This window comes from Flagellimonas flava (genome assembly GCF_900129665.1).
Classification (GTDB): Bacteria; Bacteroidota; Bacteroidia; order Flavobacteriales; family Flavobacteriaceae; genus Flagellimonas; species Flagellimonas flava.
In genome coordinates, this window is sequence record NZ_FQWL01000001.1 from 492,442 (window position 1) to 505,334 (window position 12,893).

General features: G+C 42.0%; 16 protein-coding genes. 1 reads left to right on the top strand and 15 read right to left on the bottom strand.

What is annotated here, in order from left to right; all coding sequences use genetic code 11:
• The first annotated feature begins 47 nt into the window (after positions 1 to 47).
• Complete coding sequence (gene carB / locus BUC10_RS02185; RefSeq protein WP_073176262.1) at positions 48 to 2,900, top strand: carbamoyl-phosphate synthase large subunit; 2,853 nt, start codon at positions 48 to 50, stop codon at positions 2,898 to 2,900.
• A 6-nt stretch (positions 2,901 to 2,906) separates the two neighbouring features.
• On the opposite strand, the gene BUC10_RS02190 is transcribed toward carB, so the two are convergent.
• From BUC10_RS02190 to gndA, 15 genes are all read right to left on the bottom strand, one after another.
• Complete coding sequence (locus tag BUC10_RS02190) at positions 2,907 to 3,740, bottom strand: DUF2306 domain-containing protein (RefSeq protein WP_073176263.1); 834 nt, start codon at positions 3,738 to 3,740, stop codon at positions 2,907 to 2,909.
• Between the two features lie 55 nt (positions 3,741 to 3,795).
• A complete protein-coding gene (locus BUC10_RS02195) occupies positions 3,796 to 4,470 on the bottom strand; it encodes a DUF4386 domain-containing protein (protein WP_073176264.1) in 675 nt (224 codons plus the stop codon).
• Between the two features lie 53 nt (positions 4,471 to 4,523).
• Positions 4,524 to 4,973: a hypothetical protein gene (locus BUC10_RS02200; protein WP_131819030.1), complete on the bottom strand. Its 450-nt coding sequence runs from the start codon at positions 4,971 to 4,973 to the stop codon at positions 4,524 to 4,526.
• Between the two features lie 68 nt (positions 4,974 to 5,041).
• On the bottom strand, positions 5,042 to 5,599 hold the full coding sequence (locus BUC10_RS02205; protein ID WP_073176266.1) for a GIN domain-containing protein: 558 nt from the start codon (positions 5,597 to 5,599) through the stop codon (positions 5,042 to 5,044).
• Positions 5,586 to 5,954, bottom strand: a complete 369-nt coding sequence (locus tag BUC10_RS02210; RefSeq protein ID WP_073176267.1) for a GntR family transcriptional regulator — start codon at positions 5,952 to 5,954, stop codon at positions 5,586 to 5,588. Before BUC10_RS02210 ends, BUC10_RS02205 begins: the two co-directional genes overlap by 14 nt.
• A gap of 1 nt (position 5,955) precedes the next feature.
• Entirely contained in the window at positions 5,956 to 6,708 is a 753-nt protein-coding gene (locus BUC10_RS02215) for a hypothetical protein (RefSeq protein ID WP_073176268.1), read from the bottom strand.
• Positions 6,701 to 7,543 carry an ABC transporter ATP-binding protein gene (locus tag BUC10_RS02220; RefSeq protein ID WP_073176269.1) on the bottom strand — a complete coding sequence of 281 codons (843 nt, stop codon included), beginning with the start codon at positions 7,541 to 7,543 and terminating at the stop codon, positions 6,701 to 6,703. Before BUC10_RS02220 ends, BUC10_RS02215 begins: the two co-directional genes overlap by 8 nt.
• Positions 7,544 to 7,660: 117 nt before the next feature.
• Positions 7,661 to 8,170, bottom strand: a complete 510-nt coding sequence (locus BUC10_RS02225) for a hypothetical protein (protein ID WP_131819031.1) — start codon at positions 8,168 to 8,170, stop codon at positions 7,661 to 7,663.
• 167 nt (positions 8,171 to 8,337) lie between these two features.
• On the bottom strand, positions 8,338 to 8,796 hold the full coding sequence (locus tag BUC10_RS02230; protein ID WP_073176271.1) for an SRPBCC family protein: 459 nt from the start codon (positions 8,794 to 8,796) through the stop codon (positions 8,338 to 8,340).
• The gene (locus tag BUC10_RS02235; protein WP_073176272.1) at positions 8,789 to 9,118 is read right to left on the bottom strand and encodes an ArsR/SmtB family transcription factor; all 330 of its coding nucleotides are present in this window, start codon (positions 9,116 to 9,118) and stop codon (positions 8,789 to 8,791) included. Before BUC10_RS02235 ends, BUC10_RS02230 begins: the two co-directional genes overlap by 8 nt.
• Positions 9,119 to 9,191: 73 nt before the next feature.
• A complete protein-coding gene (locus BUC10_RS02240) occupies positions 9,192 to 9,701 on the bottom strand; it encodes a DUF1905 domain-containing protein (protein ID WP_073176273.1) in 510 nt (169 codons plus the stop codon).
• 48 nt (positions 9,702 to 9,749) lie between these two features.
• Positions 9,750 to 10,076, bottom strand: a complete 327-nt coding sequence (locus tag BUC10_RS02245) for a hypothetical protein (protein ID WP_073176274.1) — start codon at positions 10,074 to 10,076, stop codon at positions 9,750 to 9,752.
• A 132-nt stretch (positions 10,077 to 10,208) separates the two neighbouring features.
• Entirely contained in the window at positions 10,209 to 10,649 is a 441-nt protein-coding gene (locus BUC10_RS02250) for a carboxymuconolactone decarboxylase family protein (protein ID WP_073177072.1), read from the bottom strand.
• A gap of 63 nt (positions 10,650 to 10,712) precedes the next feature.
• On the bottom strand, positions 10,713 to 11,288 hold the full coding sequence (locus tag BUC10_RS02255) for a Crp/Fnr family transcriptional regulator (protein ID WP_073176275.1): 576 nt from the start codon (positions 11,286 to 11,288) through the stop codon (positions 10,713 to 10,715).
• Between the two features lie 25 nt (positions 11,289 to 11,313).
• Positions 11,314 to 12,723 (bottom strand): NADP-dependent phosphogluconate dehydrogenase, encoded by a 1,410-nt coding sequence (gndA, locus tag BUC10_RS02260; protein ID WP_073176276.1) that lies wholly within the window; start codon positions 12,721 to 12,723, stop codon positions 11,314 to 11,316.
• Positions 12,724 to 12,893: the final 170 nt, after the last annotated feature.

Below are 12,893 nucleotides of genomic sequence, written 5' to 3' on the forward strand. Positions count from 1 at the left end.
TGTCGAAATTTGAAAGATTTTTTTAAATAATACAACCCCTATTTAGAATGCCAAAAAGAGAAGACCTTAAATCCATTTTAATTATTGGTTCTGGCCCAATCATTATTGGCCAGGCATGTGAGTTTGATTATTCCGGTTCACAATCTTTAAGATCATTGCGTGAGGACGGTATTGAAACCATCCTTATCAATAGCAATCCTGCTACAATTATGACCGACCCCGCCATGGCGGATCATGTGTATTTGAAGCCCTTAAATACCAGGTCAATAATTGAGATTCTTAAGAACCACCCCAATATAGATGCCGTATTGCCTACCATGGGCGGGCAAACTGCCCTAAACTTGTGTATTGAAGCGGACGAGAAAGGAATCTGGGAAGATTTTGGCGTAGAGATTATTGGCGTGGATATTGATGCCATCAATATTACGGAGGATAGGGAAAAGTTCAGGGAGCTGATGCTTAAAATTGGAATTGGAATGCCTCCCCAAGCCTCTGCTACTTCCTTTCTGAAAGGAAAAGAGATTGCCCAGGAGTTTGGCTTTCCATTGGTAATTAGGGCTTCTTTTACCTTGGGTGGGGCAGGAGCCTCTATTGTGCATGATCCTGAAGATTTTGATGAGCTTTTAAGTCGGGCTTTGGAAGTCTCTCCCATCCATGAGGTGATGATAGACAAGGCACTAATGGGTTGGAAAGAATATGAGTTGGAGCTGCTTCGTGATAAAAATGATAATGTAGTTATCATTTGCGCCATTGAAAATATGGACCCAATGGGTATACATACGGGTGACTCTATCACTGTGGCGCCGGCAATGACACTTTCCGACCGAACGTATCAGCGTATGCGGGATATGGCCATTCATATGATGAGGAGCATAGGTGATTTTGCAGGGGGATGTAACGTACAGTTTGCGGTTAGCCCAGACGAAAAAGAGGATATTATTGCCATTGAGATCAACCCACGGGTTTCCCGTTCATCTGCATTGGCTTCTAAAGCTACCGGATATCCAATTGCAAAAATTGCTTCCAAGTTGGCCATTGGCTATACCTTGGATGAGCTGGACAACCAGATTACCAAATCTACTTCCGCTTTGTTTGAGCCTACTTTGGATTATGTCATTGTAAAAATCCCACGATGGAACTTTGATAAGTTTGAAGGTTCGGATAGGACACTGGGATTACAAATGAAATCCGTTGGTGAGGTAATGGGAATTGGTCGCTCGTTCCAGGAAGCGTTGCACAAAGCCACACAATCCCTGGAGATTAAGCGGAATGGATTGGGTGCAGATGGCAAAGGATATAAGGACTACGACAAAATCATTCAAAAATTAAGAGTTCCAAGTTGGGATAGGGTATTTGTTATATATGATGCCATTCAATTGGGTATACCGCTTAAAACTATCCATGATATTACCAAAATAGATATGTGGTTCCTAAAACAATATGAGGAGCTGCACTATCTGGAACAGGAGATTTCAAAATATACCGTGGAAAGTCTGCCCAAGGACCTTTTGTTGGAGGCTAAGCAAAAGGGTTTTGCAGATCGCCAGATTGCCCATATGTTGGATTGCTATGAAAGCGAAGTCCATAAGAAGCGTACCTTGTTGGGAATCAACAGGGTATACAAGCTTGTGGATACATGTGCCGCCGAGTTTAAGGCTATGACGCCGTACTACTATTCAACCTTTGAGGAAGAAATAGAAACTGCGGACGGCAAGCGTTTTGTGGCAAATGATAGTGAAGTGACGGACCGCAAAAAAATTGTTGTTCTTGGCTCGGGGCCTAATCGAATAGGGCAAGGAATTGAATTTGATTATTGCTGTGTCCATGGCGTATTGGCCGCTGCAGAGTGTGGTTACGAGACCATCATGATCAACTGTAACCCAGAAACGGTTTCTACAGATTTTGACACCGCGGACAAGCTTTATTTTGAACCTGTTTTTTGGGAACATATCTATGATATTATCCGTCATGAAAAACCGGAAGGGGTGATAGTTCAGCTGGGCGGTCAAACTGCTCTGAAGCTCGCTGAGAAACTGGATAAATACGGTATTAATATCATTGGAACCAGCTTTGAATCATTGGATTTGGCTGAAGATCGAGGAAGTTTTTCCACCCTTTTAAAAGATAACAACATTCCTTATCCACGATTTGGTGTGGCGGAAACTGCGGATGAGGCTTTGGAACTGGCTGATGAACTTAATTTTCCGTTGTTGGTAAGACCATCTTATGTGCTTGGAGGACAGGGCATGAAGATTGTTATCAACAAAGAGGAATTGGAGGCTCATGTGGTGGATCTCCTTCGAAGTATTCCAAACAACAAGCTCCTACTGGACCATTATTTGGATGGAGCTATAGAAGCCGAGGCAGATGCTATCTGTGATGGTGAAGAAATTTACATCATTGGAATCATGGAGCACATCGAACCCTGCGGGATTCATTCAGGGGATTCCAATGCCACTTTGCCACCGTTCAATCTTGGGGAATTCGTTATGCAGCAAATTAAGGACCATACAAAAAAGATTGCCTTGGCCCTTAATACTGTTGGGTTGATTAACATCCAGTTTGCCATCAAGGATGATACCGTTTACATTATCGAAGCGAATCCACGTGCATCGAGAACAGTTCCCTTTATTGCAAAAGCCTATGGGGAACCCTATGTGAATTTTGCTACCAAGGTGATGCTGGGAGAGAAGAAAATCAAGGATTTCGATTTCAAACCGCATTTGGATGGCTATGCAATCAAACAACCGGTATTCTCGTTCAACAAATTCCCGAACGTAAATAAAAATCTAGGTCCGGAAATGAAAAGTACGGGAGAAAGCATCTTGTTTATCGATAGCTTAAAGGATGACGATTTTTACAACCTATACTCCCGCAGAAAAATGTATTTGAGCAAATAATAGGATTTAACTTATCCTAGGAAGCCACAGTCCCATGGTCGCAGCAAATGTTCCCAAAGCGGTAATTACCGTTAATAGAACAAGGGCTGCGGCCATACTTGTTTTAACGGACCCCAATTTGGATTTTTGGGCAGCAAAATAGAGTTCCAATACCATTAGGGGTATCAAGTATTGTCCAAACCCCAAAGCCACTAAGAATGGCCCCCGGAACGTTTCTGGGTCAAAACCTACCGGCTTGCCATGAACGAAGAGCCAAAACATTAGTCCGATTCTAAAAAACCATACCCCGGCCATGACTAAAAATAAGCGAAGTGCCCATTTCCGGTGCGATTGAAAATTGCGTTGGATTGCTCTTCGTAAAGCCATTACGGCAAACCATATAATCAGGATTCCATTAAGACTGACGCTGATATCGCCAACCAGACCGCTTATGGTTCCTTTGGTGACCACCATGTAAACTCCGCTTAGACTGATAAGCAGCGCCGCACTTAGATAAAATCGGCCATTCCAGCGATGGAAAACGGGAAACTTGGTTCTTAGTTTTGGAACAAATTGTAGTGGACCTCCTACCATGACGATTACGGCAAACAAAAGATGGATGCCAACGGCTATGTTACCCATGGTCTCTCCCTCCACATATCCATGTGGAAGAACCCTGTTCCATCGCATAAAATCATTATCTATGGCCGCACCACCATAAAACAGGGCCACATAGAAAGCAAATATCCACTGACCGGTGACTGCCACAATAAACCAAAATTGGACAGAAAATGAGAGTAGTTTATTTGACCATGTATAACTTCTGGTCCGGGTTCGTATGGTATTTGAAGATGAATTCATAATAGTTCGTTTTTGAAGTTTAAATTGAAAGAAGAAGGGATTATCCAGGTGTCTTTTAGGGTGCTTTTGGTTCGGAGAAACCCTTGGCCACCAGCCACCCCATAAGAATAATCATGTGGAGTCCGTTTTGGCTAAAAAAGTGAAAGCTGATATCGACCTCGAAAATATTCAACCAACAGGCCACAAAAACTATGGAGATTGCTATCATGCCCCAAAGCGATAAAAACCTGGGCACATATCTTTTGTGGAATAAAAAGTAATAGAAAATAAAGGCAGCGGAAGCATAGAGCATGATTCCAAAAAAATGGGCCCAAAAGTAATCATCCACTTTTAGTCGCCCGACCAAGGTGAAATATTCCGAATTGAGCTGGCCCATTGTCTCAAATTCCTGACTTAATGAAATCAATGATAAATGACTGATATTGCTGAAGATGATAATACCAAAGTATACACTCCATATGGCCATATAGGCCAAGGCGAGCTGATTGTTGAATTTCTTTAGATAAGGAAAAACAACGGCGGCTACGGCAATCCAAAGTGCACTGACGATGATATCGAGAAGCACTGCGATTCTCATTTCCATGGCGTTTTCAGAAACCAGAGAGAGAAAGTCGGAAGAGTTTACCAAGGAAGAAGAAAGGCCCCTAAAAATTACTGATGGAATGCCCAACGCTATTATGATGAGCAATAGGAAGCCAATGGTCCTTCCAATCTTTTGATTTGTTTGCATGATTGTTCGTTTTTTGATTGATGAATAAAAATGATTGATGATTGTCACCGGTATTAAACCTGTTCTCTTTTTAGCTTAAAGAAAGGTTTTATGTAGGCCTGAAACACATATCCCCAGGGGATGACCAAAATATCTATGATTACGGCTGTAATGCAGATGCTATAGAATGATTCTCCGGCTGGTGTTAGGGTTTCAGCGGCCTTCATGGGCGGATATACCGTTAAGGCCCAGATGGCCTTGTATGCCAATTGGAGGAAAATCAACGGTAACATTTTTAGAGGGTATCTTATTCCTATTCCCATTAAAGTTGCGTAGGCGGCCCAAAAACTAAAAGCAACTCCGCTCAGATAATCCAGTGGTTCTGTTGGAAAAAGCAGATATTCCCAAGTTTCGTAAGCCAAGCCAATAAAGGTTAGAAAATAAAGGCCTCGCATTAACCAGAGCCTAAACTTGGGTGGTCTTTTTATAGGTTCCCTGGAACCTAAAACAGTGGTTGATTTCATGACTGTTCGTTTCTTGATTGATGAATTTTGATTGATGATTGATGATTGTTCGTTTTTTGATGTGTGGTTTATTCTTTCATGTGTTCCTTTAATTTGATTTGTGATAAGTTGCCTTCTAGGCTGATTTGCCCCGTAGATGAGTTTGAATAATGTATCGTACCGTAATTCAGTTGTATATCGGCTGCACTCTCATCCTTAAATTCGAGGGAAAGGGAATCTCCCGATAATTCACCATCCGAATTAAAGACGGCTTTGGATTGCAACAGTAAACCGGCCAATGATGAGTTGGTAATCCGTATTACTACACTATCCTTGCTTTTTAACCCCTTACCCAAGTTAATGCTTAACATATTGTTCTGAACCACTGTACTTATGGAATCCATAAAGTAGTTGGGTGTCTTTAATTGTAAATTCCGTGTTGGACTTTGTGTAAAAACAACAGTGACGGGTCCGTCCGCGGTAATGAAGCTGAATTCGTCAATGTCTCTGTTCCTTGTCAGTATTTCAACAGGTTTTATAGCTGCTTTTTCCTTTTTGACATGACTGTGCACCGTCAACTGAAATAGCAACGTAAAAAAGAACAGCGCGACCAGAGCCCCGATTAATATGAGGTTACTTTTTTTCATTTTGGTGTTGGTTATAAGCACTTTTGACTTCCTCAAAGGTGACATCCAAAAGCTTCATTTTTTTAAATACATCTGGCAAATCCTGCTCTTTGAATTCCTTTCTTTTGACTTCCAAAACCTTGGAATAACCCGTATCCGATACAAAGTACCCAATCCCCCTTTTATTATAAATTACTTCAAGGTCCTGCAGATGATTGAACGCACGTATGGCGGTGTTTGGATTCACCTCAACCATCATGGCCACTTCTCTTACCGAGGGGATGCGCTCACCTTCCTGCCAAGTTTTCGTCAATATGTTTTCATAAAAGAAGTCCACTATTTGTAAATAAATCGGTTTACTATTGTCGAAATCCATGTTATACCTCCTTTTCCGTCATTTTAAAGTAGGCGACCGCTAGCATTACTGGTCCAAGCAGGATTACATAAAACCATTTCCCCAAACTGGAAAAATCAGAACCTGCCTTATCAAAGGCAACGGAACCAAGACCGTCGGTTTCGAAAACTCCCAAGCTATAATTGAAAAGAGCATATAAAATGAAATGGAGCAGGGCAAAGCACAAGACCAGAACGCCCAAACTCAGTATTGTTTTTCCAACCCGATTTCTTTTGAAAGTAATGGCACCTACCAAAAAAACCGGCTGTACCAAAAAGTAGGTCTTTAGAAGGTCCCAATAGGATACCGAAACCAAGGATATCGGTGTGAAATCGGCTCCGAATACAATGATGCCGACTATCATGGCAAACATCCCCACCAATACTGCAATCACTGAAAAAACGAAAGTATAAATCAGTGTTGAAGTCAACCATTTTGCAAACAAACGTTCTGGAATGGATACCGGAAGGATAAGATACATATGGTTCTTTTTGGAATCATTGAATTCACGGAACAAGGCAAATGTGAACAGTAATCCCAATGGGATATAGAAAATCCCGAAAATCCCGAAAAATTCTGATGTACTGAGTTGCTGGTCCCATATCATATTGAAAATACTAAACAGGAACAGCAAAACAACGGCAACCAAAACGCTGGTGGTGAGGGCTCCTCTTAACAGCACCAAATCCCTTTTGATGAGCTTATACACTCTATTGAAGCTAAATCCCTTATGCATGAGTTTCTGAATTTATACTTTCAGTAATTTTCACCCCGGCCTCTATTACCCCATTAAAAAGAAGTTCAAGGTCTATTTCGGTTTCATCGCGTTCCCCTCTGGCCAAAATGGCTCTTCCTCCCAAGGTACTTTCGGTATAAATCACATCTTCTAGGTTTTTCTTTGGAGTCATACCAAACCACAGATTTTCGGATATAGTTTCTAGGGGTAGGTCCATGCAAACCTTGGAATCGTCAAGAATAACCACATGGTTGATCAGGCTGTGCAGATCTCGTACCTGATGGGTAGAAATAACAATACACTTTCCTTGGTCCACGGCAGAGGCCATAACCTTTCTAAATTGACTCTTGGAGGGAATATCCAATCCATTGGTGGGTTCGTCCATGAGCAGCAGAGGTGTATTGGTGGCAATACCAAAGGCAATCAGCACTTTTTTCTTTTGGCCAAACGATAATTTGGAAATAGTATTTGATGGTGATAATCCAAACTCCTCCAGCAAATCGTAAAACTGAGTTTTAGAAAAGCTAGGGTAAAATGAAGAGTTTATTTTTTCAAACTGTCCTATTCGCAATGAAGGAAGTTCAAAATCCTCAGGTACCAGAAAAACATCCTTTAAAATGTGGGGTTGTCGTTTTTTGGTCGGTTCGCCATGAAGATTGCAGCTCCCGGTCATTGGGAACAGCAGTCCGGCCATCAATTTTAACAAAGTACTCTTGCCTTCACCATTTTTGCCAAAAAGCCCGTAGATATTGCCGGTGCTGAAATTCAAGTTGATATTGGAGAGCACGGCGGGGCTATTGGAATAAGCAAAATGTAGTTTTTTAATCGATAGCATTTATAGTGTATTAGATAACTAGAACACCACAAATGTAATTATTTTTTTTTAACAACCAAATATGAAGGAAAAAGGCAGGACAGGAAAACAATGTGATTCTGCCCATATGCTTGTTTATTATTGTCTTGTGAGTATAATATCGAGGTCCTCGGCTTCTGCAAAAATATTCAGATCTAACGCGTATAGGGTTCCTGTGAGCGTGTCATCATTAGGAAATTGTATATTTCCGATTTCCAATACCGGAATGGGAAACCCCGTTCCCTGCGGTAGTGTAATGGTAAGTTTGTTTTTGTTCTCCTTGTAGCCCCAACTACCACCTTCAACAACTTGATTTTCTTTGGAGGGCTCATAACAGTCCACATCACCCAGGTTGACACTGAGATTACCCGTTTCATCCGAAGCTGCACCCACTGCCATTGCAAATTGATCATCTGCGGCGCAGGGCGCAAAACTATAGATGTTCCCTAGTTTGGAGACTCCATTTACGGAGGCACCCGTAAGTTTCCAAGTACCAACAATGGGATCAATAGGAGTGGGGCCATCATCTTTTTTGCACGAGATCATAATAATGACAATAGCGATTATGGAGGGTGCACTCATTTTAAAGAGTAAGCTATGTTTTTTCATAAAAATGGACTTGAAATTATTCTGGAAAGATGGGATGTTTCATGAGAATTTTCGCACCAGAATTTATGAATGCTGCATTCGGATTGATGAATGGCCCTTTTGGGTTCACGGATTTAAAGAAAAAAGACCGCAAGCTGCGGCCTTTAAGTATTCCCTAGTAATGAGGTTTAGGCGGATTGTACAAATTCTCCCAGACGGTCAAACACGGAGCCCCAGCCATTGTAAAAGCCCATCTGCTCTTGTTGCTTGCAATATTCTTCGGTCTCGTGCACGCAATGGAAGGTAAAAAGGGTCTTATCGCCATCGGCCTTAAAAATGGCCTGGATTTCTACGCCTTCGGTCATGGGTTTGAAATCCGCTGACGAGATTATGCGTTCTTGAGCAACAATTTCCTTGTATGTTCCTTCGGCTATGAACTCGTTTCCATCTGGCATGGTCATAGCATATTTCCAACTCCCACCCTCCTTAAAGTCATGCTCAAGTACCTTGGTCTGCATTCCTTTGGGCCCCCACCAGTTAGCAATATGTTTTGGATTGGTCCAAGCCTCCCATACTAGGGCCAAGGGTGCATCAAAGGTTCGTTCTAGGGTCAGGGTACGATTTGCAGGGTTGTCTAGTTTACTCATTTTTCTTGTTTTTGGTTTGAAGTTGTTTTAAGTAGTTTTCGAAGGAATCCAACTTTTCTTCCCATAGATTTCGGTATTGATCTATCCAAAGAAAGGCGGGGATAAGGTTTTTGGGTTGGATGAGACAATAGCGTTCTCGGCCTTTTTGATCAAAGGAAATGATCCCACATTCCTCCAAAATCTTTAAATGTTTGGAAATTGCAGGCCTACTGACATCAAACTTTTCGGCAACCGCGTTGACCGTAAGCTGCTGGTTGGAGAGTAGTTGGATAATGTCCCGTCTTACGGGGTCGGCAATGGCCTGAAATACATCTCTTCTCATTAATTAGTAACCGTTTGGTTACAAATATATATGTAATCATTTGGTTACGCAAATTTTGCTAAAAGATTTTGGTTTAAGCTTGTTCTTCCTTTTGGTGGAAGGTGAGCTTTTTAGAAAGTCTGTGCATCATTTTAGCGATACGGTCGGCCTTGGTAGTTTCTCGTTTTGCCGCGTAGATCCAATCCAAGTAAGCCTTTTGCTCCCACTCCCGAAAAGAGGTAAAGGTCTGAAGCAGCTCTTTGGGCTCATAGGCAAAACACTCTAGGATTTCGGTTGGAATCTCGAGCGGGGAATCGTCTAGAAACAGCACAATCTGCACATAATCCCCATGATGTTTGTTTATTTTCTTACGGATTTCTGCGCGTACTGGGAGGAACAGTTTCCCGTTTCCCATGGGCATGAGTTTGTACTTTTTTAATGAATAGTCGTCAATAGTTCCCCTAACCTGTACCCATCCAAAGGGATTTTTTTTGTTGGGAACCACAGATGGCAAGCTCGCATAGGTCCAACCTCCCTTACCTGGCGTTTTTTGCAATAAGTACTCCTCATGTACTATAGGTCCATCCTTGTTTTGTGACACCATTTTGAATTGTGAAAGAAAAACAAAGTCCCATAATTGGGACTTTGTTGATTAATAGCTGCTTGCGATTTGATAATGAAATACCCCCTGGTTGGGCTGTTGGTTATCTGCCTCTTCCATGAGTGAGAAATAAGCGAAGCAGGCAGGGCTTTTCTTGGCCTCATCCATTGCCCTTCGGGCTGCATCCATGTTTTTCCAATAGACTACATCAATGTACTTCCGGTCTGCCTCTATTAAAAGTTCCCTTCTAACAAAGCCTTTTAGGTTTTGAAGAAAATCGGTTTGCAAAGCTTTGGAGACCTCCAACAGTTCGGTTTCCGATACGTCCTCTTTGATGGTGAATGGAGCCCATTCCATGACTTGCTGATTGTTGTTCATTTTTTGATTTATTTTTCATTGGATAACAAAACTACATCCAAGGTGTGTCAACCCTATGTCAGAGGTTTTGAAAATTATTCTCAAAGCGATTATTTTACGCTATTATGTGCACTATGACTGACCTATTGGCACTTACTCTGGAATTGGAACATGGGTGCTTATGGCGATGCGGTTCCACGCATTGATGGTAATTATAGCCATTATGATTTGAGAAAAATAGTGGGCATCAAAAAATTCCATTGCCCTTTTATAAGTTTCTGCGGATAGGCCATGCTCATGAATTTTGGTCACCTCTTCCGTGAGCTGGAGAATAACTTTTTCTTCCTCGCTAAAACTATCGCAGTTCCACCAGGCGCTTAGCAAAAAAATCCGTTCTTGATCTTCTCCCAACTTTAAAGCCTCTTTACTGTGCATATCTATGCAAAATGCACAGCCATTGATTTGGGAAGCTCTAATTTTAATAAGCTTATAATGCGATTTGCTAAGCACTCCTTGTTCCAAATATCCTTCCAAGCCGAACATGGCTTTGTAGGCATTGGGCTCAACTTCGCTAATTTGAACTCGTTCTTCCATTTTTGTCGTTTTCAATTTTGATGCTAAGGTATTTTAGGCTCGCATCAAAAAACTTAAACGGGTTTAAGAACGCCTTTTAGCACGGATTTCGCTCACATATTCCGGAGTAAGTCCAAGGAAAGAAGCAATAAGATACTGGGGAACCCTTTGGGCAAAACCAGGGAAGTTCTCCGTAAAATGAAAATAGATTTCTTCTTTGCTCAAATCTTGTAAAAACTTGAATTTGATCAACGAAGCGCCATACGCTATCTGATAAATGCTCCTGAAGTACTTTTCAAGTTTTGGGAAGCGCTCCAACAGTTTCATATGTTGGTCATGGGATATGACCAGGTACGCAGTCTTTTCCACAGCCTGAATGTTGAATTCGGTAGGTTGCTTGTTTATATAGGCCAAATCATCCGTGAGCCACCAATTTTCTATGGCAAATTGCACGGTACGTTCACTACCTTTTTCGGTGGTAAAATACATGTTGAGGCAGCCTTCCAATACGAAATAGGTTTGATCGCAACTAACGCCCGCACGGGAGATCATTTCTTTTTTACGGGCTGTTTTTCTTTCGAAATAGGGAAGAATATCCATAAATTCTTCCTCCGAAATGGATACATACTGGTTGAAATGTGCTAATAATCGCTTTGGCATACCAGCCTAAATTGTATATGGTGTTTTAATCCTCCCATTCCGTATGGAATATCCCTTCTTGGTCCAAACGTTCATAGGTATGTGAACCAAAATAATCTCTTTGCGCCTGAATCAGGTTTAAGGGTAGTCGGCCACTGGTGTACGCATCAAAATAAGTGAGCGCATTGGACAAGCCCGGTAACGGAATGCCATTGGTTGCCCCGTAGGACACAAGTTCACGGGCAGCACTCACAGTCTCCTGAACTTTGCTTACAAAAGATGGAGACAACAAAAGATTCTGCAGGTTGCCGTCAGCCTGAAAAGCTTCTGTGATATCGGCCAAGAGGGCTGCTCTAATAATACATCCAGCTCTCCATATCTTGGCAATCTCACCCAATTGTAATTCATATCCGTATTCTTTTGAAGCATCTGCCAATTGGTGCATCCCTTGGGCATAGGTCATGATGAACGAAAAATAAAGGGCCTTTTCTGAAAGACTCACCAACGTATCCTTAACCACGGATTCTGGTTTAGGTCTGCCGTAGAGTTCATCGGCCTTAATACGCTCGGCCTTCAGAGCCGAAATCTCCCTCATACTCACGGCTATATCTATGGTTGGCACGGGTATTCCCAAATCCATGGCGTTTTGTGAAGTCCATTTTCCTGTACCTTTTTGTTTGGCTTTATCCAAGATTTTATCGACTAAATGTCCATCTCCCAAATCATCTTTTTGGGCAAAAATTTCCGAGGTTATCTCTACAAGGAATGATTGTAGACGACCGGAATTCCATGCTGCGTATGTCTGGTGAAGTTCTTCGTTGGTAAGTCCACCAGCTTTTTTCAGTAGATCATAAATCTCGGAGGTCAATTGCATTAATCCGTATTCAATCCCGTTGTGGACCATTTTAACGTAGTTGCCGGCCGACTTTGGCCCGAGATAGGCAACACAAGGTTCACCTTTGTATTTGGCAGATACCGCTTCAAAAATGGGTTTTACGTATTGGTAGGCCTCTCTTGAACCTCCGGGCATAATGCTCGGACCCTTTCTTGCGCCTTTGGCACCTCCCGAGACCCCAGCTCCAAAAAAGTTGATTCCTTTTTCCTGCAAATAACCCTCTCTTCGGTCCGTATCGGTAAAAAAGGAGTTCCCTCCGTCTATGATGATGTCTCCTTTGTCCAAATGGGGAAGAAGACTTTCAATAACGATATCTACAACCTTTCCTGCCGGGACCAACAACATTATTTTTCTCGGGGTACTCAAAGCATTTACAAAATCGGAAACCTCCGTGGTGGCATTGACTTTTGATGGGTCGCCTCCCTCTTCAATAAGGGCGTTTACCTTTTCCTGGTCCAAATCATTTCCGTAAGCCGTGAAACCGTTGTCTGCGACATTGAGAATAAAGTTTCGTCCCATTACCCCTAGGCCCACAAGGCCAAAATCGTACGTATCTGCCATTTTTTAGCGTTTTTTAAAGTCTTTTGTTAGGACATTAATAAGTAGGCGACTGCCCAATTAGGAACCTAAAATAAACGTTATATTCGTCTTGCTCAAAAATAAGAAGGCCTGGCAAACTATTTTTTATGGAATCGTGATTTCCTTTGGTCTTATTTTGAGCTTTATTGACT